Source organism: Mucilaginibacter sp. PAMC 26640 (assembly GCA_001596135.1).
GTDB lineage: Bacteria > Bacteroidota > Bacteroidia > Sphingobacteriales > Sphingobacteriaceae > Mucilaginibacter.
Map to the genome: position 1 here is coordinate 2,993,977 of CP014773.1, position 26,322 is coordinate 3,020,298.

General features: G+C 43.5%; 15 protein-coding genes and 1 pseudogene. 10 read left to right on the plus strand and 6 right to left on the minus strand.

Annotated features, from left to right (window positions below; genetic code table 11):
- Nucleotides 1-321: 321 nt before the first annotated feature.
- The 6 genes from A0256_13010 to A0256_13035 all read right to left on the minus strand — a co-directional run bounded on the left by A0256_13010 (nucleotide 322) and on the right by A0256_13035 (nucleotide 8,057).
- A complete protein-coding gene (locus A0256_13010) occupies nucleotides 322-1,749 on the minus strand; it encodes a glycoside hydrolase (GenBank protein ID AMR34544.1) in 1,428 nt (475 codons plus the stop codon).
- A 121-nt stretch (nucleotides 1,750-1,870) separates the two neighbouring features.
- Nucleotides 1,871-2,740 (minus strand): inositol oxygenase, encoded by an 870-nt coding sequence (locus tag A0256_13015; GenBank protein AMR32273.1) that lies wholly within the window; start codon nucleotides 2,738-2,740, stop codon nucleotides 1,871-1,873.
- Between the two features lie 332 nt (nucleotides 2,741-3,072).
- On the minus strand, nucleotides 3,073-4,095 hold the full coding sequence (locus A0256_13020) for an alcohol dehydrogenase (protein ID AMR32274.1): 1,023 nt from the start codon (nucleotides 4,093-4,095) through the stop codon (nucleotides 3,073-3,075).
- Between the two features lie 63 nt (nucleotides 4,096-4,158).
- Nucleotides 4,159-5,220, minus strand: coding sequence for an L-fucose dehydrogenase (locus tag A0256_13025; protein ID AMR32275.1), 1,062 nt, complete (start codon nucleotides 5,218-5,220; stop codon nucleotides 4,159-4,161).
- Nucleotides 5,220-6,737, minus strand: a complete 1,518-nt coding sequence (locus tag A0256_13030; GenBank protein AMR32276.1) for an alpha-L-fucosidase — start codon at nucleotides 6,735-6,737, stop codon at nucleotides 5,220-5,222. Before A0256_13030 ends, A0256_13025 begins: the two co-directional genes overlap by 1 nt.
- Nucleotides 6,738-6,779: 42 nt before the next feature.
- On the minus strand, nucleotides 6,780-8,057 hold the full coding sequence (locus A0256_13035) for a fucose permease (protein ID AMR32277.1): 1,278 nt from the start codon (nucleotides 8,055-8,057) through the stop codon (nucleotides 6,780-6,782).
- Between the two features lie 139 nt (nucleotides 8,058-8,196).
- On the opposite strand from A0256_13035, the pseudogene A0256_13040 reads away from it, so the two are divergent.
- The 10 genes and pseudogenes from A0256_13040 to A0256_13085 all read left to right on the plus strand — a co-directional run bounded on the left by A0256_13040 (nucleotide 8,197) and on the right by A0256_13085 (nucleotide 26,306).
- Nucleotides 8,197-9,068: pseudogene (locus A0256_13040) on the plus strand (transcriptional regulator).
- Between the two features lie 159 nt (nucleotides 9,069-9,227).
- Nucleotides 9,228-9,773, plus strand: coding sequence for a hypothetical protein (locus A0256_13045; GenBank protein ID AMR32278.1), 546 nt, complete (start codon nucleotides 9,228-9,230; stop codon nucleotides 9,771-9,773).
- Nucleotides 9,774-9,868: 95 nt separating this feature from the next.
- Nucleotides 9,869-10,942 (plus strand): hypothetical protein, encoded by a 1,074-nt coding sequence (locus A0256_13050; GenBank protein AMR32279.1) that lies wholly within the window; start codon nucleotides 9,869-9,871, stop codon nucleotides 10,940-10,942.
- Between the two features lie 183 nt (nucleotides 10,943-11,125).
- On the plus strand, nucleotides 11,126-14,494 hold the full coding sequence (locus tag A0256_13055; protein ID AMR32280.1) for a hypothetical protein: 3,369 nt from the start codon (nucleotides 11,126-11,128) through the stop codon (nucleotides 14,492-14,494).
- 4 nt (nucleotides 14,495-14,498) lie between these two features.
- Entirely contained in the window at nucleotides 14,499-15,974 is a 1,476-nt protein-coding gene (locus A0256_13060; protein AMR32281.1) for a carbohydrate-binding protein SusD, read from the plus strand.
- A gap of 88 nt (nucleotides 15,975-16,062) precedes the next feature.
- Complete coding sequence (locus A0256_13065; protein ID AMR32282.1) at nucleotides 16,063-18,267, plus strand: alpha-N-acetylglucosaminidase; 2,205 nt, start codon at nucleotides 16,063-16,065, stop codon at nucleotides 18,265-18,267.
- Nucleotides 18,267-21,218: a hypothetical protein gene (locus A0256_13070; GenBank protein ID AMR32283.1), complete on the plus strand. Its 2,952-nt coding sequence runs from the start codon at nucleotides 18,267-18,269 to the stop codon at nucleotides 21,216-21,218. Before A0256_13065 ends, A0256_13070 begins: the two co-directional genes overlap by 1 nt.
- A 15-nt stretch (nucleotides 21,219-21,233) precedes the next feature.
- Entirely contained in the window at nucleotides 21,234-22,361 is a 1,128-nt protein-coding gene (locus tag A0256_13075) for a hypothetical protein (protein ID AMR32284.1), read from the plus strand.
- Complete coding sequence (locus A0256_13080) at nucleotides 22,358-25,633, plus strand: hypothetical protein (GenBank protein ID AMR32285.1); 3,276 nt, start codon at nucleotides 22,358-22,360, stop codon at nucleotides 25,631-25,633. Before A0256_13075 ends, A0256_13080 begins: the two co-directional genes overlap by 4 nt.
- A 463-nt stretch (nucleotides 25,634-26,096) precedes the next feature.
- Nucleotides 26,097-26,306 carry a hypothetical protein gene (locus A0256_13085; protein ID AMR32286.1) on the plus strand — a complete coding sequence of 70 codons (210 nt, stop codon included), beginning with the start codon at nucleotides 26,097-26,099 and terminating at the stop codon, nucleotides 26,304-26,306.
- The last annotated feature ends 16 nt before the right edge of the window (nucleotides 26,307-26,322 follow it).

Below are 26,322 nucleotides of genomic sequence, written 5' to 3' on the forward strand. Positions count from 1 at the left end.
CGGGGCGATTTGGATTAGCTATGCTTAAAGTTTTTTTTATACCGAGAGCATAAATTTGCAATACAGTATGCCCTTGTTTAACTCAAAATCAGGCGAACGTGTAGCTGGAAAGCTAATTTTGGTTTAATAGGGCCTTAATTGGTAGCCTGTGTCTTGCCTTTTGTATCCTGTTACCTCGGAGGGCTGTTGTGTTGAATAATGCTTAAGAATTAGAGCAAATGTTCGGCAGGCGTAACTAAAAGATAATTGCTGGTTTGGTGATAAGTTTGTTGACGGTAGCACTGTTAGGAGGGCGGCCTGCTTATACTATAAGCAGGCTTGTCATTGTACTATCTTTAAAAGATTTGGAAATGCAGGGTTGCCATAAAGGCTTCCCGCTTTTAAGTTGATCACCTTATGGCTTTCTAAAACATGCGCAAAAAAAGCCGGTCGGCTGTTGCCCCATTTTACCGAGCTGTTCCTGATCACTATATCAGTAGCGTTATCAAGGTAAAAACCAGAAGTATTACCTTTGATAAGCCCTTCTACATTGGCGGGGCGGCGGTCGTATATTCCGCCGGCTATCTTTGTGGTTTTATTGATTCGCAGATCTACATTGTCAAAATACACGCCGCTGATCTTATCAGCAGATTCGCCGCCAACATAAATGCCGTTCTCGCTTTGACATTTAATGTTGCTGAAGTAAATGTTTTTTACTTCTCCTACTTTACCTTCCTTTTTTCCGGGAGGTAAACGCCAGCCTGCATCTTTGTTAGCGGTATTTGCTCTGCGGTAAGCTGTTACATAAATCGGTTCTGCCTTACCCCACCATACGTCCGAAAAAAGATGTGCATCAACAATGATGTTCGAAAACACAACATCGCTTACGGTGCCTTCGTCGCGGTTTTGAATGCCCAGCCCACGGTTACTATTCTTTATAATACAATTGTTGATCAATACATGGCTGATCCGGTCTACATTTTCCGATCCGATCTTGATAGCGCATGAGCTCGAGGTCATGGTGCAATTGCTAACCACTATGTTTTCGCAGGCACCATATTCTTGATATTCGCGCCTGTTCTTTAAACAAATACAGTCATCTCCAGATTCGATAAAGCAATCACTGATGCGTACGTTCTTGCTATGGTCCAGATCGATACCGTCGCTGTTGCGAACCTTAACGCTGTTTAAAAGGGTAATGCCGCTAATTACTACATCGTTGCAGCCCGCCAAATGGATGGTCCAATATGCAGCGTTGCGGATAGTGAGATCGCGGATGCGTAATTTACTGCAATTTACAAGCGTTAGTAAATGCGGGCGCGGGTCTACCGCATTAAAAGGCTTTAATTCGTAGGAGTCATCCAGTTCTTTACCCATAAAGGCGATGCCGTTTCCATCTATAATACCGCCGCCGCAAATACTGATTTCCTCCAGGTCCTTACCACCTATCCAGATGGTACCCTCTCCTTTATTTTCGCGAAATGCACTCTCTTTATAAACAGATTCATCCGCATTGGCCAAAATCCTGGCCCCGGCCTCCACATACAATTCAACGTGCGACGCTAAATTAAAAGGCCCAGCCATATAAGTACCTCCGGCGGGCACAAATACCCGGCCACCCCCAGCTAAAGTACAGGCCTTTATTGCTTTTTGTAAAGCAAGAGCGTTATCCGTCCGTCCGTCTGCTTTAGCGCCATACCGCGTGACATCGAATATTCGCTGTGCCCGTGCAACCAACGGTAGTGTTCCGAAGGTAGTAAGTACAAGCATTGCGATTATAAAACTGTTTTTTTTTGAGCTCATATCTATAGTATTTAACCGCGGGGCCTTGGTGCCTACAAACTGCAAAGAGAAAAAAAGAACTGCGCGTTCAATGAGCAATAAAAACCTTCTATAATTTAACCGTAGGCGGCAAATATTTCGCTATTAAATCCTCGTAATACGGCTTCAACTCCGCTACCACCGGAGGCTTTGGGCTTTTGGAATAAAGATCATACGGATTAAATTTGTCTACCCATTTAAACATTTCATGATCATGAGCATTAAGCAGATGATCGTAAGCCCGCTCGCGGTGTTGCGAATAAAAAGAGTGATAGCGAATCATATACAAAGCAGGTTCGGGCAGATGGTTTTTTGTAATATGATACAAATACTCATCGTGGCCCCAAGACATGTGAATATTATCTAATCCGCATTGATGCGTGTAAACACCGTATTTGGTATTGTAACGCTCATCATAACTGTCGGGGTTGTCTGCAAAAAACTCCGGATAAACGATCTTATCTGAAAATTTACAGCCAACAGGGAACGAATCGCCAACCACATTCCACTGTGGTTCGCCAAAAAGGCATAGTACTTTACCCAAATCATGAATAAAGCCCGTGAGTACAAACCAATCCGGGTGCCCGTCTGCACGGATAGCTTCTGCGGTTTGTAAAAGATGCTGCAATTGATCCAGCGATGTATCAGGATCAGAATCATCAACCAGGGTATTTAAATATTCCATCGCCGACCACCAGGGCATCTCCTTTTTGTCAAACTGCAGGAAGTTGGCTTTTTTGGCCAGGACGTTATCATAAGTTTGATATTTATGGTTGAGCCTGTAAAACTCGCGCACGGCGGCATGTTTAGGGTCATCGTAATTTCTGAATTCTTCTTTCTTCTTTTCCGGTCCGGGTTCCGGATAGCGGTCTAACACATCATCTTCCCACTCTTCAATACTTGACAACGGTGAATGTTCGTTTTGATTTACGCTTTCCATAACAGCTTAATTTTTAAGGTTTGTAATACCGGCTACCGGGTTTGGCGTCCGGATAACTAATTTTAAATTGGTTAAAAGTCCGTTTACTAACGGCAATTTAAAGGTAAATTATTTCAGTAATTGTTTACACTATTAATGAAATTTTATTCACGGAACCTAATCCCCTTCAGATTTATTTCCCGATGAACCATTGTTTACCCGGTTGCGGCTAGTTGCAGGTGTTCATTAACTTGATGGCATCAATTGTTTTTCTAAGCTGTTTGCAATTAAAACAAGCCTTACCAAGCAATACTTAAATGTCACGCTCCAAAAATACCATATATTGCTGCAAGTTAATCACCTTCAAAACTCACCATCGCTTTTATCACACCATTGGCAGGATTTAACCAGCTTTCAAATTTGTCGCTAACCTCATCAAATTTAACCCTGTTGGTTATATAGGTTTCAGGCTTTATGTTCCCGCTTGTTATCTCCTTAATCACCTGTTCAAAATCCTCCCGGGTTGCGTTACGACTGCTCATAAGTGTTGCTTCCCTTTTATGAAATTCAGGGTGACTAACAATAAGTTCGCCTTTTTGTAGACCCACCAAAACATAACGCCCACCGTGAGCCAGATAATAAAATCCGTTATTTATGGCCTTTTGGCTGCCCGTTGCATCAATTACCACAGTGGGCATGTCGCCGTCAGTTATCTCCTGAAGCCGGGTGGTCATGTCTTCGGTTTGTACGTTAATCGTAAATTCAACCTTAAGTTTTTCCTGGCAAAACTGGAGGCGCTGCCCGTTCATATCGGCTGCAATTACCCGCCCACCAACTAGTTTGGCAAATTCCATAATGCCCAATCCTATCGGGCCGGCCCCAACAACCAGCACAAACTCATCTTTTTTAATTTCGGCTCTGCAGACACCATGTGCGCCAATGGCCAAAGGTTCTACCAGGGCCAATGCATCATAACTCAAGCCTTCTCCCTTTACCAGTAAGCGCGCGGGCACCTGTACATATTCGGCCATGCCGCCATCGGTATGTACGCCACATACCTGTATACTTACACAGCAATTTGGCTTTCCCGAACGGCAAGCTATGCAATGCCCACAGTTGTAGTAGGGTATAAAGGTAACCGCTTCTCCTTTTTCAAAGCCCACCGCTCCACCGGCATTTATCAATTCTCCCGAAAGTTCGTGTCCTAAAATTCGGGGATAACTAAAAAATGGCTGTGTACCCTCGTAAGCATGCAGGTCGGTACCGCAAATGCCTATCCGTTTAATTTTTATTAGTGCGTTCCCTGGTAGCATAACCGGCATCTCTGCAGTTCCGTATACTAATTGCCCCGGTTTGGTGCAAGTTAATGTCTTCATTTAATGTTTTGTTAGATACTGTAAATCGATTCACTTTATAACCGATTTTCAAGATCGGAAATACTATTTTTTATTTGATAATTTTAGCCTGTTTCGGTTGACGATGAATGGCAGATAATTGGCGTTGATTAAACCTTCCTCACTTAGTTTGTGCCAAAAGTCCATCGGAATAAAAGCATCCGCCAAATCCACATTTTGTTTAACCCGAACCGGTTCTGATGTATTTAACGCGACACTGGTAACGGCCGGCGCACTCATGCCAAATTGTACACAGGCAGCGGCGGGTTTAACTTTAAAGTCATTACAGATGGTGGTGAACCTGTTCCGCCAGGTAATTAGCGCCCTACCTTCATCTGTTTGCACATCAACCGGGCGGTAATTGTAAAACCTACCCCCGGTTAAAAATCCTGCGTTAAAAACTGCAGAATTGATAACAGTTATTCCTCTCGTTTCCAGTTCTGCCATAAAGCTTACTAATTCTGCAGGATGGCTGTGAATCGTCATACTGTTGGCTATCATCACCCAATCCAATGCTACATCTGCTGTTATGCGCTTAATAACCTTCCAGTCTTTAGCGCCTACGCCAATTGCTTTCACTTCGCCTTTTTGCTTTAGTTCAGTCAACGCGCGATAGGCATCCAATATATCCTGGTAACGATTGTTATGGTCGTCATCATTAACAGCTGCTATAAGGTATTCATCAGGATCGTGTACGGATACCAGCGAAGCTTTATAACCATTGAGAAGCTGGTTGCCTTGTTGGTAGCATTGAAGTATGCCATCGTAACTGATGGATTGTACGGCATCATATTCAAGGTTTTTCCAAACACCTGGTTCAAAAGTCGGTTCGGGCGTTTTCAATTCTGTTCGCAGCCAGCCCAATTTATTACTGATAAGGACATCCTCGGGTGCAAGGCGAGCTTGTTCCAGGCATTTCCCCAAACATTCCAATGAAAGCCCTGCTCCGTATTTTCCTGCGGTATCAAAAACTACCGGTTTTGCAGAGCAATCAACACTTTCTTTAACTATAGCCAACTTTACACTGTCCGGCAAAGCCACATATAAATTGCCGAGGCAGCTGGTGCCAAAAATAACTTCCGGTAGGTTAATGCCAGTTATACCCATTAATTTAGTTCTATTTTAAATCCTACCACCGTCCATGCGGGCATTGCTGCCGGCTTTGAAATTATAAGTGCATCATCTTCCTGTTTCCACTGGAGTTTTTGGCTGCTGCCCAAGAGTTGAACAGATTTGATGACCTTGTTGTTCACTTTAGCATTTTTTCCAAGCGATGTTATTCTTACCGCTTTTATGGGCGCGTCCATACAGAATGCATAAAGATTGTTACCCTTAGTGGTAAACCGAATATCTGTTGGTTCATAAGCATGCGTATCACTAAGGCCGCCAAACTGGCCTTTTGATTGGTTTGATTTGATCGTAGACGGGCCTTCGCCGTAGATTTTCCAGGGGCGGGTACCATAAATGCCTTCGCCGTTTGCCGGGATCCAGGCGGCAATCTGCTCTACTATAGTCAATACATCGGGTTCCAGATCTCCCTCCGGCGTTTGCACCACATTGATCAGCAGGTTGCCGTTTTTACTCACAATATCCAACAACATTTGTATCACCTGAGTACCTGTACGATATTTTTGCCCGGTCTGATAGTACCAATCGCCAATGGAAGTGTCGGTTTGCCAGGGGTAAGGGCTGATAGAATCGAGTACGCCGCGCTCTACATCTTGGGCCCATTTACCGTCTGAGGCTTCTTTGCAACTGTAAACAGCTGTTAGTTTGCCGCCATTATAGGTAATATCGCCATTATAATAATTTGCCAGCATACTTCGCCCCACCACATCAAAAGGTAGTTTACTGTCAGAATATAGCAGGTCGGGGTGATAAGTGTCTACCAATTCTTTAACATCTGCGTACCATATTTTCATCCACTCGGGGTTAGTAGTTAACCAGGCATTGTCGCCGGGCGCCGCTTTGGTATGGTAAAGATCTGCATATTGTGGGTCGGATCCATCATAAGGGATCCCTTTGTATTGGCCGGTAGTATCTGCACGGTGGGCAGACTGATACCAAGTGTAACTGGCTGCCAAATGTTCTGAAACGCCAAACTTTAAGCCGTTATTTTTAGCAGCCTTTTGCCAAAGGCCCACCACATCTTTATGAGGTCCCATATTAACCGCATTCCATTTATGGATCTTTGAATTCCATAAAAAGAAATTATCATGATGGCTACCCATGCTCACGAAATATTTTGCGCCGGCACGCTTGTAAAGCGCCATAAGTTTTTCGGGATCCCATTTTTCAGCTTTCCATAGGGGGATCAGGTCTTTAAATCCAAATTTTGACGGGGTACCATAATGTGCTACGTGATATTTGTTTTGCCGGCTGTTCTCCTCGTACATATTGCGTGCATACCAGTCGCCCTGGCGCGGTACCGCTTGTGGCCCCCAGTGTGCCCAAATGCCGAATTTTGCATCTCTGAACCACTCTGGGTATTTATATTCTTTTAACGACTTAACAGTTGGTTTAAATGGGCCCTTATTTATTTGCAGATCTTGTGCATGCACTGTATGAACACTTGCGGTCAACGCCGCTATGATACTGTATCGTAATAATATTTTTGCACTCATAGTTTGATGGTTTGGTGTTTAAAAGGTTTTTACAAAGAACAATTATAAGATAGGAGAAACGATTAAATCTCGTGGTTGAATTTTACTTACTCTGTGGCCTCTGAGTCCAAATAAGGCAACCACAGCGAAGCATACCAGCGGCACATAATAACCCATTTGAATATTGCCGGTGGCATCGCTAACATAGCCAAACAAGCGTGGGATGATAGCCCCGCCAACAATGGACATAATGATGAGGCTACTGCCGAATTCTGTGTCGCCTTTAAGATCTTTGATTCCCAGGGCGAAAATTGTGGGGAACATAATGGACATGAAAAAGCAGATGCCAATAACCGTATAAACCGTAATGATGCCATGCGCAAAAACCGCTACCAAGCAAAGCGTTATATTGATAATGGCGTAGATGGCCAGTAAGTTTTCTGATTTGAAAAAGCGCATCAGGGCTGTGCCTGCAAATCGCCCGGCCAGGAATGCGCCGCCACAAATGCCCAGGTAATCAGCCGCTTTTATTTCAGATATCCCTGCCGCATGCGTGGCATACAAAATAAAAAGGCTGAAAACCGACACCTGTGCGCCTACATAAAAAAACTGCGCAGCTACCCCCCACGACAAGTGCCGGTGTTTAAAGGCATGGAGGATGTTTTTACTGGCCGTATGGCCTTCATTATTTTGAATTTTTGGCAGTTTTGTAAATGAAAAAGCAACTGCAATTAATACCAGGATGATGCCTAAAGCCAAGTAAGGGAGTTTTACGGTTGATGCTTCAGCGGCCAGGGCCATTTTACGGGCACCTGCCGTCATTGCATTTAATTGCTCGTCGGTATTCCCCTTATGCAATATTAGCCGGGCACCAATAATTGGTGCAAGTGTAGCAGCAAGTCCATTGAACGACTGCGCGAAATTCAAACGGAAAGTAGCGCTATTTGGATCGCCCAAAACAGTCATGTAGGGGTTGGCCGCAGTTTCTAATGTGGTTAAACCGCAGGCGATAACAAATAGCGCACCTAAAAACGGTGCATATTGTTGGGTGTTAGCTGCCGGGATAAACAGAAAGCAGCCGGCGGCAAAAAATAGCAGGCCGGTAATGATCCCAATTTTGTAACCGAACTTTTTCATGATATACCCGGCAGGCAACGCCATAATAAAGTAGGCGATGAATACTGCAGAATCTACCAATGTAGCCTGTACGGTAGAAAGAGTAAATGAGCGTTTAAGATGGGGGATCAGGATTGGATCGAGATTATGGGCAAATCCCCACAAAAAAAATAACGACGTAATTAAAATTACCGGGAACAAGGTGCTTTGCGCTTGTTGTTTCATATACTTCAAGAATGAATTTTATAATTGGTAGGTCAAAGAAAGCTGGTTTCGTCGCATATAGCGCCTGATAATTATCCATTTATTAAGGAATATTATCATTTAACTAATCTAAATGCTATTTTTAGGAATATTTGTTTAAATGAAGCCGCAGCTAGTTAAAGTGCCTTATGAACCGGATCATTCCTTTGGCGTGCGAAAGGAAATGAGACCTAACATCAACAATCGGTGGCATTACCATTCGGAAGTGGAGCTGATCTGTTTCCACCGGGGGCAGGGTACACAGTTTATTGGCGATAACATTAAACAGTTTGGGCAAGGAGATATCGTATTGGTGGGCAGTAACTTGCCGCATTTTTGGAAGTTTGAGAATTATGATTTGCCAGACAGGGGCGACGATGCACCTTATTCTACTGTCATTCATTTTTTGAGAATTTTATTGGTGAACGTTTCCTGCATTTGCCGGAATCGCGGCAGGTCAAAAGCTTCCTGGAAAAAGCTCGGCGCGGGTTAGTTATTACGGGGACCGATGCGGAGGAAACTGCAGGATTAATTGAGAACGTTTATCAAAAGGAGGGCTTGCATAAAATAATATCTCTCATCGAGTGTCTGTGTTTTATGGCATCGTCCAGCCAGGTTACTGAGCTTTCGTCCATCGGTTATAAATATGATTTTCCGGAATCGGAAAGTAAACGAATAAATGCCATTTATAACTTTACGCTTACTAATTTCAACAGGAAAATTCAACTGGCTGAGGTTGCAGCAATTGCAGGCATGATCCCAAATTCCTTTTGCCGGTACTTTAAGCATTACACAGGTAAGAGTTATTTTGAATTCTTAACTGATATCCGTATAGGTTACTCCTGCAAACTTTTGCTCGAAAATAAACTATCAGTAAAACAGGTGTGCTATGAGTGCTGCTATAGAAATTTCTCCTGTTTTCATAAGGTGTTTAAAGAAGTTACGGGAAAAACGCCGATGTTGTATCAACAGCAGTTTAAAGTGAGCAAATAATAGGTTTAGTTGCTTTGCAGGATTTTTGCCTCATCGAAATAAAGTTTTAATATTGTACACGGCTGGCTATATCAATATTAGCGGCACTGATTTTTTCGTCGCTTGTAGTTTGGATTTGAACTAAATTATCGCCATTCATTATAAATAATACTATTTCGCATGCCCCATGATCGTATTGCAAAATATATTGAGGCTATTCAAAATAATGGTGACAAAGCAGCCTTTAATGAGTTGTACCTTTTACTGGAGTCAAAGCTTTACAACTTTGCTTTTTCATTTATTGGCGAAAGAGAAATAGCACAGGAAATTGTTAATGATGCTTTTTTAAAACTCTGGCTGAACCGCGGGAAGTTGGATACCATCAAAAATTTGCAGGTTTACCTTTTTGTACTGATAAAAAATGCCTCTCTTAATTATCTAAGAAATATATCTTTCAAACAAATTAATGAGCCGCAACTAACAGAGCGATTTTATTTCACCGTAGCAGCAGACCCATCCCAACTGCTGATCAGCAAGGAGTTACAGAAACGGCTGGTGAAAGAAATTGATAAGCTGCCTCCACGTTGCAAGCTTATATTTAAAATGGTTAAGGAGGACGAACTATCTTGTAACGAGGTTGCAGCAGTTTTGGGTTTATCAAATAAAACCGTATTCGCCCAGCTTTCTATAGCACTTTTAAAAATAGAATCGGCGCTTAAACTGTAGCCTTATTTCATATTTTCTTCAGCTCATCAAAATTAATTCTGAATCTCTTAGGAAAATCTGGTAATTGTGTGTCCTTATAGCAGAATTGGATTTTTATGGGCAAATCACGGTTTATAGATTTAATGGCCAGGAGCATGGAAAAAACTGCCACAGCTGAAGAGCTGGCGGAATTGCAGGCGTTTTGCTCCCAACATCCAAATTATAAGCAACTTTACGATACTACAAATTCCCTACAGGGGGCTGATGCTGCTGCGGATCTAATCCAAACGCCTGCGGAAAAAATTGAAAAGCTTTGGGACCATATCAATAATGATGGAAAGGTAGTTGCCAGGCGATTTACGCCTCTAAAAATTAAAAGCTTAATTAAATGGCAATGGGCAGCGGTTGCAGCTACCGTACTGCTTGGCGGTGTATGTACTATGTTTTATATTCGCCAGTCTAAATTAATAGCTTCACCAGGCATGGCTATGCATAAAGTGGTAGTTCCATATGGGCAAACGCGAAACCTAAAAATGCCGGATGGGACCGGAATAACGCTAAATGCAGGGAGCACCTTGGTTTATCCGGATATTTTTGCTGGTAAAACCAGGGAAGTAACCCTTACGGGCGAAGGATTTTTCAGGGTTATAAAAAACCCCGGTAAGCCTTTTTTAGTACACACGGCAAAGCTTACGGTAACTGTTTTGGGTACGGTGTTTAATGTTAAGGCTTACAATAACGATAAGACCACCGAAACCACCCTTTTGAGGGGGAAAGTGCAGGTTGATCTTAATAATAATCCTGAGAAAAAGATCATTTTAATGCCCAACGAAAAATTGATCGTAGCTAATGACCGCAGCAATCCGGGTGCAAATAAACAAGCATCAAAATTTGCTTATGTAGAGTACCAGGTAACATCACTACCGCTGGTTAAACCGGAGGATATAAAGGAAACTGCCTGGCTGGAAAAGCGGATTGTATTTACTAATGAACCATTTGAAGATGTTGCTAAACAAATAGAACGTAAATACGATGTACAGCTTATATTTAATGACGTTGCGTTAAAAAATGAGCAGATCAGCGGCTTACTGGATAAAGAATCTTTACCAAATGCATTGCAACTGATTGAATTGACAACGCCCTTTAATTACAAAATTGAGGGTAATGTAGTTAATCTTTCAAAAAAATAACAAACAAAAACCCCTAACATTTAATGCGTATGAGATTTAAAAATTACTTATCAGATTCCTGAAAATCCACTGAAAACAAGGGAAGAGCGGCAACTCCTCCCTGTAAAAAAGATAGGATTTATTAACAAGAGTAATGCACGCAAACAGCTGTTACTCTTTCCATTAATTTTCAAAACAAATGTAATGAAAAAAACAAGAAGGGTTATACCGCTTCCCGGCATGCCTACGTACCTAAAAGTAATTTTGCTGATGAAAGCAGTTTTTTTTCTAGTTCTCGTGACATCCCTGCAGGTATCTGCTAAAGTGTATTCACAGCAAAAATTCACCCTTGCCGTTAAGCAGGCTGATGTAAGTAACATCCTTACCAAACTGCAAAAGGAAAGCGATTATCGTTTCTTTTACAATTACGCATCGTTAAAAAACCTGGGTAAGGTGAATGTTGATGTGAAAGAGGCCACCATTTACCAGGTTTTAGATGTGTTGTTTAACAATAACCTGTCTTATAAAATAGATAGCGACCATGTTATAATCATAACCCGTAAAGAGGATGCTGATAAACAGGTAATCATCAAAGGAAAAGTAGTTGACAAAACAGGCGAACCTTTGATAGGGGTGAGCATTAAACTACAAGGAACCAACATCGGTGTTACATCAGATGTAAATGGTAACTTTAGTATCAATGCTCCGGCAGACGGCGTTTTGGAACTAACTTATATCGGGTACTCCAAAAAAATCGTACCGATTGCAGGCAATCAAAACCTGAGCATTCTAATGGAAGCCCTGCCATCGTCATTAAGCGAGGTGGTAGTTGTGGGTTATGGAACTAGCAAGAAAATCGACATTACTGGCTCGGTAGCTAGCGTTAAAGGCAGCGATGTACAAAACTTGCCTGTCAGTACCGTTGCCCAGGCACTGGAAGGGCGGGCTAGCGGTGTAAACATCGTACGTAACGATGGTTCTCCTGGCGCAGCGCCAAGCATTCGCATCCGCGGTACAGGTACGTTGAACGATGCTAATCCGCTTATTGTGATAGATGGGATACCAACCAGTAACCCGGATGCGTTAAGTGATGTAAACCCTAATGACATAGCGTCCGTAGATATTTTGAAGGATGCTTCTGCGGCAGCCATTTACGGTACCCGAGCTGCAAACGGTGTAGTGTTGGTTACCACAAAAAAAGGCACCTACAACCAAAAGCTTTCTACGACTGTGAATTTTTACAGCGGTGTTGCCAACACCACCAAATATATCGATGTGCTGAAAGCACCGGATTTGTACGCACTTAAACGGGAGCGTTATGCAAACGATGGGGTTGCCATTGAGGCCCCATGGGATAATTCCTACTACGCAACGCAGCGTACTGATTGGCAGCGTGCGATAATGGGTACCGGCCATGTTACTAACGGTGATATCAATATCCAGGGTGGCAATGATGTTTCTACCTATTATTTTTCTACATCTCTTTATAAAGAAGATGGTATTATCGATAAAAGTGACTTCAAACGCTTTAGTACGCGCATTAATTCCGAGCATAAAATAAAGCCATGGCTAAAACTTGGCGAAAACATCCAGTTGTCCTATGCGGAGAATAACGGTTTCGATAACAACAATTCGCAAACCGGGCTACTATTTTCAGCATTGCGCTTTAATCCGGCTATCCCATTGGTAAATGACGACGGAACCTATGGTACTTCAAAACAATTTGCAAATCAGCTTGGTGATATCAACAGCCCTTACGCTACTATCCAGAATGCAGACAGATACTCTAAAAAATATCGTGCCCTTGCTAATGCCTTTGCAGAAATAACCTTTATAAAAGAGTTGAAGTTACGCGTTAATTATGCGTTTGACGGTACTATAAACAGAGGCTATAATTTTGGCCTGGCCGATGATAATCAGGCAAGGCAAACCTTTATATCATCATTAACCCAAACGGAAGGTGAGTTGTCTTCACAGTTACTAGAATCATTCTTGACTTATGACAAGGTATTCGGCAAAAGTCACTTAACTTTTACCGGTGGATATTCTTACCAGAATTTTAAGGAGTATGGCTTTAATGCTTCCAGATTAGGGTATGATGATACCGATCCGCTACAACGGGTGCTTAACCAGGGGAACAGCCAGTTTAACTCAAGTGTTTTACCAGTTATTTCCGCACTTCAATCCGGATTTGCGCGGGCATTTTATGATTATGACGGCCGTTTCCTGGCTACTGTTACTTTCCGTGCAGATGGCTCGTCCAAGTTTGCACCAGGCAAAAGATGGGGCTATTTCCCGGCGTTTTCATTGGGATGGAGACTGTCTAATGAGCAGTTTATAAAAGATATCAGCTGGATAAGTAATCTAAAATTAACCGGCGGCTACGGCGAACTGGGTAATCAAAATGTTCTGCCGTTTCAGTATAACAGCCTAATTAAAATTGGTAGCACTTATCAAAATGGCGGCTATGCTTTTGGCGGTACAGGCGTAAGCGGTGCTGCTGTTACCAGTATTGCTAACCCCGATATTTCCTGGGAACGCACTGCCATGACCAATATTAGCTTAGAGGCCGGTTTCCTAAACAATAAATTAAATACCACCATTACTTATTTTAACAAGAATACCAAAGACATGCTGATATCGCCACCGGTGGTTGGCAGCGCCGGATCAGTAGTTATTCCAAATCAAAACATCGGCAAAATGAATAACCATGGCATCGAGGTGGAATTGAATTACCAGGGGGGCGATAAAGTACGTTATTCGGTAGGCGCAAATGCTTCATTTATCAAAAATAAAGTAACACAACTAAATGGTGAGGGAACCTTTATTGGTTCAGCTGTTTACGGACGTTCCAGCCAGGAGATATCCAGAACTTACCAGGGGCAGCCGATTGCATCTTTTTACGGCTGGAAAACAAATGGCTTGTACCAAACTCAGGCGGAGATTGACGGCGACCCTGCACTTGCAAACGATTCAAGAAAAGGTAGCATCCGTCCCGGCGATGTTCGTTTTCTGGATCTGAATGGTGATGGTTTGATTGATGGTAACGACCGCACCAACTTAGGCAACCCAAACCCTAATGTAACGGCGGGTTTACAAGGTAGCGTTTCATACAAAGGTTTTGACCTCTCGGCTAACTTTACCGGCGTATTTGGTGTGAGTCTTTACAATGCCGACAGGATGCAGGGTATAGATCCAACGTATCCATTTAATCTGTATGCCGAAACTTTAAACAGGTGGACAGGCGCTGGAACGAGCAATACTATCCCAAGGCTGTCATTAGACAGGGCGAATGATAATTACCGTACATCAGACCTATTTGTTGAAAGCGGCAATTACGTTAGCCTTAAAAATGCCACTTTGGGTTATACCCTTCCGGTTAGGTTATCCAAAAAAGCAGCTTTAAACAGTGTGAGGTTATATGCATCGGGCCAGAATATATTTATAATTACTAAATATAAAGGGTATACGCCAGAACTCGGTTACACCAACGGTAACTTACAAAGAGGGGTAGACGTAGCCCAGTATCCGTCGGTACGTACTATTACATTTGGTTTAACTGTTAAACTATAACATCATGAAAGCAAAGAGAATACTATATATAACAATTGCCATGGCTGTGTTCAGCGGTGGTTGTAAAAAAGCGCTCGAATTGGAGCAGCAGGGGGTTTATAGTTCTGGCAACTACTTCCGTAACGAGGTAGATGCAGTTAATGCGGTAACTGGCATCTACAGCTTGCTGGAAGAAGAGGATTATATCGGCCACGCCGAAACAACTTTTGATACCCCATCCGATGATTACTGGCGCTCTGGCGATCACGGCGAAGATGAGGGAATTGAAAACCTTACTTACGATGCATCTAATGCTGCGATCCGATATCCGTGGAAGTGGCGGTATGAAGAGATTAACCGCTCTACAAATTGCATTATTAACATCCCCAAAATTACTGCAATTTCTGATGCTGTTAAAAACCGCAGCATGGGCGAGGCTTATTTTTTAAGAGCCTTTGGTTATTGGCGCTTAATGGTTATCCATGGTGATGTGCCTATTATAACTGATGATGATTACGCAAAGCAGAACTTTAATGTTCCTAAGTCATCAATAGAAGAAGTGCGCAAACAGATTGAAGCAGACTTATTAAAAGCTGTTGACTTATTGCCCGAAAGTTATGGTAGCGGAGACCGCGGCCGCGTGAGCAAAGGTACTGCACTTGGCCTCTTGACTAAGTTGTATATGTACTGGGAGAAATTCCCGGAAGCAATTGCTACCGGCCAAAAAGTGATCTCCAATGCTAAATACGCACTAGCAGCTAACTACCAGGATAATTTTACCCGGGCGAACGAAAACAGCACCGAATTACTCTTTTCCATACAAGCAGTGCAAAACGTTGTACAGAATGATTTTACCATTTATTATATCCCAAGGCCATGGGGCGGTTACGGATTTAGTCAGCCTTTGCAGGGCCTCGCCAATGAATTTGAGGCAAACGACCCGCGTAAGGCGGCTACGCTTTTAAGTGTTGGCGACCAGGTAGATCTGGGCGATGGGAACGGCTTGACTACCTTCACAACAGATCTGTCCGCAACTGGCTTTTGTTTTAAAAAGTACGCGGTATTTAATCCTGCCAGCGCAGGCGGTGGAGTAGACCATACTTTTGCAGTTCCTTTGATGCGTTCGGCAGATATCTACCTATTGGTGGCCGAAGCACTGATCCGTACCCAGGGTGCCGGAGCAGGTGATGCTTTGATCAACCAGATCAGGCGCCGTGCATCTGCCGCTTTACCACCGGTTGTTGGTGCAGGTATGAAGGAATTGATTCACGAACGCCGTGTTGAACTGGCAGGCGAAGATCAGCGTCACCAGGATCTGATGCGCTGGGATAAAGCAAAAATTGTTGATATCGCAGCTATCTACAACCTCCCTGTATCAAAAGCTCCGGTAGATCAAAACAAGAATATTGTTTTTGTACGCCCAAAGAATTATTACTTCCCTTTACCGCAGGTAGAGATAGACAAAAGTAAAGGCGTGTTAATTCAAAACCCCAACTTTTAAATATAAATTTAATAGCCGGCAGCCTGTTTAAAACTATGAATATAGCTTATGCAGGTTGCCGGCTTTGGTATTAATAAATACTTGATTGATGAGAAAGTGGTTATTTGTTTGTATTGGAATTGCAATTGGTTTAAGGGCTGGTGCCCAGGTTAATGAGCAGGCGTCAAAAGCGTTTATAAACAGGGTAATTCCCGGCAGGGCCAATGCATTTGCTTTGGAAACCATCCCGCAGGATAACGGTAAAGATGCTTTTGAGCTGGATTATCATGATGGTAAGATCATCCTTCGCGGCAACAATGGTTTGTCGATAGCGTCAGCATTAAACTACTACCTCAAAACCTATGGCTTATGCGATATCGGCTGGAACGGCACCAATCTTAATTTGCCTGCTGTATTACCTGCGGTAAGCCAAAAAATACATAAGGCAACACCATACCAATACCGCTACTACCTTAATTACTGCACGTTCAATTATACGATGGCCTGGTGGGATTGGGAACGCTGGCAAAAAGAGATTGACTGGATGGCCCTTAACGGCATTAATTTGCCACTAGCCATTACCGGGGAAGAGGCTGTTTGGCAGGATGTGTATAAAGAAATGGGTTTTACCAATAAACAACTCGACGATTTTTTTTGCGGCCCTGCATATTTTTCCTGGTTTTGGATGGGTAATATCGATGCCTGGGGCGGCCCGCTGCCGCAGCACTGGATGGACGCGCACAAAGAATTGCAAAAGAAGATACTGGAAAGAGAACGGTCCTTTGGGATGAAGCCGGTGCTATCCTCATTCACGGGGCATGTGCCGCCGTCATTTAAGGATAAATTTCCGAATGCCAAAGTAAAGCGGACTAATTGGGATGCTGGTTTCCCGGATGTTTTTATCCTTGATCCGGATGATCCGTTATTCGAAACTATTGGTAAGAAGTATATAGAAGCACAAACCAAAGAATTTGGGACAGACCACTTTTACTCGGCGGATACTTTTAACGAAAATGTACCACCCACCAATGATTCCACCTACCTGGATGGGATGAGCAAAAAAGTTTATAACTCTATGGCAGTTGCCGACCCCAAAGCCATTTGGGTAATGCAGGGCTGGATGTTTCACTATAATAATAAATTTTGGCAGCCGCAGCAGATCAAAGCATTGCTGAATGCGGTACCTAATGAGCAGATGATCGTGCTGGATCTGTACAGCGATGCGCACCCGGTTTGGAACCGTACAGAAGCTTACTACGGCAAACCCTGGATCTGGAGCATGCTGCAGAATTTTGGCGGGAACATCAGCCTGTTTGGGCGTATGCGGCATGTAGCGGCAGACCCGGCCATTGCGCTGCATGATCCCGAATCCAAAAACATGCGTGGGATAGGTATCACCCCCGAGGGTATTGAACAAAACCCCGCGCTTTTTGCGCTGATGCTGGAAAATGTATGGACGGATACTCCCATAGATCTAGATAAATGGCTGGTAAATTACGCCCAGCGACGTTATGGGCAGGCCAATACCAGCGTAAACCAGGCATGGCACATTTTATTGAATACTGTTTATTCGGGGGGACTTACCGAAGGCGGTCAGGAATCCATCATTGTAGCACGCCCAACGCTTAAAAAGAGTATAGACCGTGTGTTAACCAAGCTGGATTATGACCCGGCTGAATTGGTGCGTGCCTGGGGGATGTTTATAAACGCTGCCGATCGCTTGAAAAAAAGCGATGGTTTTGAATATGACCTGGTGGATGTAACCCGGCAGGTACTGGCCAATTATGCCAGTCCGTTGCAGCAGAAAATGGCAGTGGCCTATCAACAAAAAAACAAGGCTGAATTTGATAGATACAGTAAAGAGTTTTTGCAGTTGATGGTTGATATGGATGCGTTGTTAACTACCAGGAAAGATTTTTTATTAGGTAAGTGGATTAACGAAGCCCGGGCTAACGGCATTACCGAAAAGGAAAAGAACCTGTACGAGCTAAACGCCCGTGATTTGGTTACCCTTTGGGGCGATAAAGAAAGCGGCTTGCGGGAATACTCTAACCGCCAGTGGGCGGGTCTAATCAACGGGTACTACAAACCACGTTGGGAGTTATACATCAACCAGTTAAATAATTCCTTAGCAAATAGTACCACTTTTGATAACGACGCTTTTATTAAACAGGTAAAAGATTGGGAATGGCAATGGGTAAACAAACATGATAATGCATACCCCGCTGTAGCTAATGGAGACGCAATAACAACAGCTAAAGACATTTACAAAAAGTACAACGCCGTTATCAAACAAGCCTACAGCCAGTATTAATGAAGTACCGTGTCTTGAGTATTGTTTGGTTTTTAATCGCCCTCTTTAGCAGCGGTCCGAGTTATAGCCAAGCCATTAACGATCATATATTTCCGGCGCAAGTAACGGCTAAACCCTTCATTGATTTTAACAGCAAAGGCTTTTTGCTGAATGGGAACCCCACTTTTTTAGTTTCGGCAGGTTTGGAATATGCCCGCGTACCGCAGGAATTGTGGTATGATAGGTTGCTGCGTTTAAAGCGCGGAGGCTTTAATTGCGTGGAAGTTTATACCCTTTGGAACTTTCATGAACCGCACGAAGGTAAGTTTGAATTCAGCGGCGATCATGATCTCGAAAAGTTTCTCAATACGGTAAAAAAACTGGAGATGTATGCCATCGTACGGGTAGGTCCATACTATTGTGCAGAATGGGACCTTGGCGGCTATCCGTTATGGCTCAAGTTTAAAACCGGTGTGCGGGTTAGGGAGGATAATGCGGAATTTGAAAAATATGTGGATCGTTATTTTAATAAATTGCTGCCCATTGTGTTTAAGCAGCAAATAAACAAGGGTGGGCCTGTGATTATGGTCCAACTGGAAAACGAACACAATGACGGTTGGGGAACGGTAACGCCTAATAATTATTTTAAACGCCTGCAAAGTAAAGCCCTTGCTATGGGGCTGCAGGTTCCGTATTTCTTTAGTGGGTTACACCATGCCAGTGATCCGGCAGGTGAGGCTTCTCTGGATGATGCAGCTCGACCCAACCCCTGGTTCTCCACTGAATTTTGGAGTGTATGGTATTCGCAATATGGCCCAAAGCCTGCAGATTCAGCAGTGTATGCCCGGCGTACCTGGAAAATTATCGCCCACGGCGGTGGCGGCTATAACTATTATATGGCGCACGGCGGCTCTAATTTTAATTACAGCAATAATGATGAAGATGCGGCATCATACGATTACGGCGCGGCTGTCGGGCAGGCCGGGGATTTGCGACCAATATATTTTGCTTTTAAAAAGGCCGCATTTTTTTCCAGAAGTTTTGAGGATGTACTGGCAAATGGTATCGATGCCTCTGCTGCATATAAAAATTTGCTTACCGATACAGCGCTGAAAATAACAGCCCGTTCCAGCAACACTGGTGCAGTCATCTTTTTAGATAACCCGGGAAACACTACGGTGAAGCGAGCGATTAAAGTGGAAGCAGCATTCCCTGCTGTGCAAATGAATATCGGCGCCGGAGAGATTTACCCACTTGTTCATAACTACCATATAAACGACCACGTAAAGCTTAATTGGGCGCTTACCCGCATTTATGGAATGGCAAAGCAAGGTAATACCACCACTGTATTAGTTGAGACACCCAACGATGGCAGGGTGTCCTTGTATTTTGAAACATCAGCAGAAGCAAAGATCGTCAAAGGAAAAGACGGTTTTAATATTGATGGAAAATCAATCAGTTTGCTTACTTCCGGCAAATCCGGGGTTCCATCCGAGTATATTTTTGCCGTTGCAGGGAAAACGATACGTGTGCTAGTTGCAAATGCGGAAGCCCTGGATAAAACCTGGATAACAGCAATAGCGGGTAAAAATATGGTCATAAGCGGTCCATCATATTTGGGGGATTTAGTTTTAAAAGATCAGCACTTACAGGTCACAGCAGAATCCCCTTTAATTGGATTGGCAGACGATGCTGCAATTCTGTATACTGAACATACATTAGCTACATTAAATAGTCATTATCTGCCTGTTGGCAAGGCGGATTTACAAATACGGTTATCACCCTGGCAGCATAAAAATGCTGCTAACTACGCTAAATCCGGCTTTGATGACAGCAAGTGGTATGACTCTGCCGACCCTGTGCAAATGGGTGCCGATGGTGACCTTACGGCCGATGCCTGGTATCGTACGCAGTTAAAAGTTCCCGTAAGCGGTACTTACACGCTGCAGATGCGAGGTGGCGGCCGGGCCACAGCTTTTATAGACGGAGTGAAGGTAGCCAACTGGAAGCTTATCGACGGCGAGTTGACGCTCCCCTTAAAAAAGGCAAAACACTCCCTGGCCATTTTTACGGCTCACGACGGGCGTGATAAACTAGCTGCCTATACCGGGGCTATCACGAACGTTGATCCTAGAGGAATTTCCGGTCCTGTAAAATTGAAAAAGGGCGGCCCCTTTATTTCCAAATTACAAGGCTGGTATTTTAAAAAGGCTGTCGGTGCAACCGATGTAAAAAACGTAATTCCAATATTTGATACTACTACATGGAAAAAATACAAAATTGGAGATGATGCATTTAACTTGAAAGAAGGGTATGGATGGTTCCAAACCACCATCCCGGCACAAGTCGGCGGTATTGGAAAACTGATTGTCAATTTTAAAAGTGTGGATGAAGATGCAACCGTGTTTATCAACGGCAAACAGGTTATTGCTCATAAAGGGTGGAACTCGCCTTTTGAAATAGCCATAAATGGCGTTGAGGTATTAAAAAAGCCAGTGATACTTACGGTATTTGGAGTTAATCATTCTAACGAGGGCGGGATAGATCAGCCTGTTAAGATCAACAGCATCGACAAAAGTAGCAGCATAGTCGGATGGAAAATGCTGGGTGGGCCGGGCAATATCAAAGACAAACACGGATGGGTGAAAGAGACAACAACCGCCCGTTATACGGGCCCTCAATTCTTTCGGTCGAGTTTCGCGGTGCCGCAAGCGAAAGGCGTAAACCTGATTTGGCGGGTATCAACCAACGGCTTAAGCTATGGCTCTGTATGGGTTAACGGGCACAACCTCGGCCGCTATCCAGAAAAGATCGGAAACATAGGGATCTATATTCCCGAATGCTGGATAAAGCCGGGCGTAAATCAACTTGTTGTTTACGATGAAGACGGTAAACACCCGGGAAAGGTAAGCGTACAATTAGAAAAACAAGCCTCGCGGGTGGTTTATTCACTTGACGGCGTTATAAAATAAATTATTAAACTTCAAATGGCTCTAGCAACCAACAGATTTATTACATTAGATATTTTCAGGGGAATGACGATCTGCTTTATGATCATTGTAAACGCGCCTGGCTCAGGTGCATTGCAATGGGCGCCGCTGGATCATGCCGCATGGTTTGGCTTTACTCCAACAGACCTGGTGTTTCCGTCGTTTTTGTTTGCCGTTGGTAATGCACTCAGCTTCTCGAAAGATAAGTTTGATACTGACAGTGCTTTTTTACTAAAAATAGCCAAGCGGACGCTGATCATCTTTCTCTTAGGATACTTGATGTACTGGTTCCCATTCGTGCATCGTGAATCTGGTAGCTGGGCATTTAACCCTTTAGCTAAAACGCGGATCATGGGTGTTTTACAACGCATAGCGCTCTGCTATTTTTTCGGTGCACTAATTGTTCATTATTGCTCAAAAAAAACTGCTTTAATTATTGCCGCAGCTCTGTTGCTAGGTTATTGGTTATTCTTGCTGATGCTGGGTGAACCAGGCAATGCATACACCATGCTGGGTAATGCAGGCACTAAATTGGATATCCTTATTATGGGTAATGCCCATCTATACCACGATAAAGGGGGGCCCATCGCATTCGATCCGGAAGGGTTACTGAGTACTTTACCGGCGATAGTAAACGTAATTGGAGGATACCTCGCCGGGGCTTATGTTCAGCGCAAAGGACGTAATTATGAATCTGTTGCTAAACTCTTAATTGCGGGTGTGCTGTTAATTGCCCTTGCATTATTTTGGGGGCAGTTTTTTCCGGTAGCTAAAAAACTATGGACAAGTACTTTTACCGTCCTTACGATAGGGTTGGACCTGGTGATCATCGGTACCCTCATCTACGCTATCGAACTTGAAAAGTATACGCGCTCCAATAATTTCTTCCTGGTATTTGGCAGAAACTCCCTCGCTATCTACCTGCTTTCCGAGCTGTTATTGACCGTATTGCAGGTGGTTTGGGTTAAGCCAAATCTGAGCTTTTACGACTGGATAAACCAGGTGTTTTATCAACGTATTTTCCCCGGTGCTTTGGGTACCCTGGTATTTGCGTTTTGCTACATGATGCTATGCTGGTTAGTAGGCTATGTTATGGATAAAAACAAGATCTACATAAAAATATGAGCTGCGTTATGGCTAAATTTAATTTGATGTTTTTAAGATACGTTTTGCTTTCGCTGATATTTAATATATCAGCCGCAGGCCTGTATGCTCAATCTAAAAATAATCTCAGGTATGTTAACCCATTTATCGGTACGGCTAAAAGCGGCGTTTTAACGCGTTGGGGCGGAGATGGGGGTACCTATCCCGGTGCTGTTGCACCATCAGGTATGATCCAAATTAGTCCTGAAACTCGTGTGAGCGGTGCACGGGGCTATAACTTTGCCGATTCATCGGTCTATTACTTCAGTTGTACAGGCCATAACAGCGGTTTTCCGGAGGGATCATCGGGGAGGCTCTTTGTGATGCCGGTTCTAGGTAATACGGAATTTAAAGCCGGCGTATCTGCCAGTCATTTTTTGCATCAAGATGAGGTTGCGAGACCCGGTTATTACAAAGTTACTTTTGCCAACGGCATTACCACAGAGGCGGCTGCGGCAACCCGATCAGGCATACTGCGTTTTACTTTCCCAACTGGGAGTGAACCGCAAATATTTATAGGGAATACAGGTGCAATGAAAATTGTTTCCAATAAAACCCTTCACGGAGCTTCGTTAAACGCGGTGTATAATTTTAGTGAAGAATTTATCGAAAAGCGGAAGGAAGCCGACGGCTATCTTTTTACATTTAAAGCCTTTACCGGCGGGCACAAAAGCATCGATCTGAAATTAAGCACATCAACGGTAAGCTTTGAAGGCGCACAAAATAATCTCGATAAAGAATTGGGGGGGCGCACCCTGGATGAAATTGCCAAGCATACTGCTGGCAATTGGGCTGCACAATTGAGTACAATAGCTGTTGACGACCCAAATGCCAACAACAAAACGATCTTTTATACGGCATTATACCATTCGCTTTTAATTCCTTATGTGATATCTGATGCTGATGGCAGTTACCGGGGGAGTGATGGGTATTTGCACCGGGCAAGCGGTACTAATCAATATGGTGGCTTTTCGCCCTGGGATACTTTCCGTTCATTGCATCCGCTTTTAAGCCTGCTATATCCTCAAAAACAGACGGATATTATCCTATCTATGCTGGATGTTTACAAACAAACAGGCCATTTGCCCACCGAGAGCATGACCGGCAACCACGCGATACCCATTATTGTAGATGCCTACTTTAAGGGCATTACGGCTTTCGATAAGGAGCTGGCTTACAAAGCCATGAAAAGTAATATCGTTGATTCTCCGTTTGTCCAGAACGATATGGCCATTTATCACAGCATGGGCTACGTACCCTACACCCGGTCAGAATCCGTAACCCGTACGGTTGAATATGCTTATGACGATTGGTCTTTGGCCCAATATGCAAAAGAGGTAATGAATAACAAAGCTGATTATCGGCTTTTAGAGCGACGTGGCTATAACTACCGCAATATTTTTTATCCGAATTCCTTGTTTCTTTTACCCCGGCTTAATGATGCTTTTAAAACAGAGCCGGGCATGTCTGGCTACAAAGAAGGTGAAAAATGGGTTTATTCTTATTTCGTGCCGCATAATGCCAGGGACCTCATCAACCTTATGGGCGGTAACGCTGCTTTTGCAGCCCGACTGGACTCTGCATTAAACAACCAGGTCATCCTGTATGATAACGAAACAGTTATTCACTTACCATATTTGTTCAATACTGCCGCCCGGCCTGATCTTACCCAGAAGTGGATCCGGAACATTATGCTTAACCGCTACAAAAATAGTCCAGATGGTTTACCCGGTAATGATGACCTTGGCGCTATGTCCTCTGCCTATGTCTTTAATGCATTAGGCTTTTTCCCGGTTTGCCCGGGGATTCCCCAATATGCTATCGGCACGCCGCTGTTTAAATCAGTACAGTTAAATTTGCCTAGTCATAAAACCTGGCGCATCGAAAGTCAACAACCATCTACCGGCAATCAGATTGCTGCCTTAAACATAAATGGGATAGCCAACAGGCAATTGGTTATCGCCCATGAAGATATAGTCAAGGGCGGGGTGATGCGATTTATCATGGGCAAAAACAAGCGCCGGACAGATGAGCCATTGATTCTTTCAGTGACAAAAAACAAATCCAGTATCCGGATCTTAAAAAGCCGGATTAAGAAACAGCAGTTACGGCCTGATGAACCAATGTGGGTGTACTTTAGCTTGACGAACACTGGTGCTGCAGGTACAAAACGGATAAGCCTGACTATGGATGGACAGGAAATTGCCATGATGAATTGCCTGGTAAAGGAAGGGGAAACGCAAGCCGATTCCATCAGTTGCCGGTTGTATAAGCTAGGGAAAGCGAACATCGCCCTGAATTATAGGCCAGTTGGAGAAGTCAAGGTTATCGAATCTCGATCGCCTGTTCAATCTCCGTTTGCAGTATCTGCCCTTCAAATAAGTTCGCTGGTTAAACTAAATGAATCGCAAAAGGTAAGTTTCGTGGTCAAAAATCTAACCGGTCGTAAGCGTGATTTGTCATTGCCTGTATACGTAAATGACTCGCTTGTATATACCAACCGATTAAGCCTTGCACCTGGCGAAAGTAAAACCGCAACCTATGGCTTTAGAGAAACGAATACCGGGCTGAAAACATTAAAAATTGGCAGTTTATCAGCAAAATATAGTGTTTACAATACTGACGCAGGGTCTCTGTTACTTGATCTCTCTACAATGAGAAAAGATAACTCAGGCAAACTTAAAGATCACTCAGGATTGGATAACAACGCAACTGTTATGACGCCAATGGATATTCAAAAAAATGTGCAGGGCAGATTAATGTTTGGTGATAGCCTTTATCTGGATGTGCCCCCATCTGGCAGTTTAGATAATTTGGGGAAAACAATTACCATGATGGCCTGGGTTTATCCGAGAGCCACAGAAAAAGGTCTGGTAGACATGGTTACCAAAGGCGATTCGCATGTATTGCAAACCACCGATAATAAAACGCTTACCTTTTTTGCCGGAGGTTGGGGCAGAGGAGATTGTACCGTACCGCTTCCACAGAACTGGAAAGATCATTGGCACCATATAGCAGGCGTATGCAATGGCAGAACGCTGTTTGTTTATATCGATGGTAAGCTTTCCGGCAAATCTGCCGTAGAAGGGGAGGTGAATTTATCAGGAAACAACCACTGGCAAATTGGCCGTAACGAAGAGTTTCCGTCCGAACGCATCTTTCATGGCTATATTGATAATATCCGGGTGTATGGTAACGCGCTTAGTGATATCGAGATTGCTGAGATTTTTAAGAGTTCTTCGGATATACAATAACTTATCCGTGCTATTGTTCCCTTTAATTGGGTCCGGTGTTCTTTTGTGGCGCTAAGTGCCGAAGCTGATCAACAATTAATTCCCGTAAGAAGACTGTGCGGCGGTATTAAGTTGTCGATCAGTTTTTTGGTAAGGTTTAATTTAGATTAAGCGCTGCCCGATCGGACTGTAGCCAATGGCCTACCTGAATAGGTGATAATCAGCCTGACTTGTTCGCGTTCGCGATTATCGCCTGTCACGAACAAGCCCGAACAAGCCCGAACAAGCCCGAACATGCCATGAACTGTATGTCTTGCTAAATGATATTTGCTTTTTTGGCCTGCAGTAAAGGTCAATTCTACGGGTTAGACTGTAAATTGAATTATATCCTGCAAGAGCTGTTTTTAGATTTAGGACAGGAAAAGGCGTCAACTCGCACGTTATTCGTGCCCCTTTAGCCCGTATTGTGGAGTTGTTACCTCTGATGAATAACGAATTACCTGATAAAGATCGAAATATGATGCTGCAATATTTACTGATATCTGCAAATGAATTGGATGCGGAAATTAGGAGTATAAATGATACGACACTAAAGCTGATTTTATCTTTCCCGTTTGGTGGTGTGTCTTATAGTATACAAAAATCTACTAATGGTTTAGCAATTTCAAATACGTTCTTCATTAACATGCCATAATTTTACTCAGAGTTAA

Bases quoted from the DNA above. Each gene is read 5' to 3' on its own strand.
- A0256_13065 (AMR32282.1), top strand. From the start codon at position 16,063: ATGAGAAAGTGGTTATTTGTTTGTATTGGAATTGCAATTGGTTTAAGG.
- A0256_13055 (AMR32280.1), top strand. From the start codon at position 11,126: ATGAAAAAAACAAGAAGGGTTATACCGCTTCCCGGCATGCCTACGTAC.
- A0256_13070 (AMR32283.1), top strand. From the start codon at position 18,267: ATGAAGTACCGTGTCTTGAGTATTGTTTGGTTTTTAATCGCCCTCTTT.
- A0256_13075 (AMR32284.1), top strand. From the start codon at position 21,234: ATGGCTCTAGCAACCAACAGATTTATTACATTAGATATTTTCAGGGGA.
- A0256_13030 (AMR32276.1), bottom strand. From the start codon at position 6,737: ATGAGTGCAAAAATATTATTACGATACAGTATCATAGCGGCGTTGACC.
- A0256_13085 (AMR32286.1), top strand. From the start codon at position 26,097: ATGAATAACGAATTACCTGATAAAGATCGAAATATGATGCTGCAATAT.
- A0256_13015 (AMR32273.1), bottom strand. From the start codon at position 2,740: ATGGAAAGCGTAAATCAAAACGAACATTCACCGTTGTCAAGTATTGAA.
- A0256_13080 (AMR32285.1), top strand. From the start codon at position 22,358: ATGAGCTGCGTTATGGCTAAATTTAATTTGATGTTTTTAAGATACGTT.
- A0256_13035 (AMR32277.1), bottom strand. From the start codon at position 8,057: ATGAAACAACAAGCGCAAAGCACCTTGTTCCCGGTAATTTTAATTACG.
- A0256_13010 (AMR34544.1), bottom strand. From the start codon at position 1,749: ATGCTTGTACTTACTACCTTCGGAACACTACCGTTGGTTGCACGGGCA.
- A0256_13060 (AMR32281.1), top strand. From the start codon at position 14,499: ATGAAAGCAAAGAGAATACTATATATAACAATTGCCATGGCTGTGTTC.
- A0256_13020 (AMR32274.1), bottom strand. From the start codon at position 4,095: ATGAAGACATTAACTTGCACCAAACCGGGGCAATTAGTATACGGAACT.
- A0256_13025 (AMR32275.1), bottom strand. From the start codon at position 5,220: ATGGGTATAACTGGCATTAACCTACCGGAAGTTATTTTTGGCACCAGC.
- A0256_13050 (AMR32279.1), top strand. From the start codon at position 9,869: ATGGGCAAATCACGGTTTATAGATTTAATGGCCAGGAGCATGGAAAAA.
- A0256_13045 (AMR32278.1), top strand. From the start codon at position 9,228: ATGCCCCATGATCGTATTGCAAAATATATTGAGGCTATTCAAAATAAT.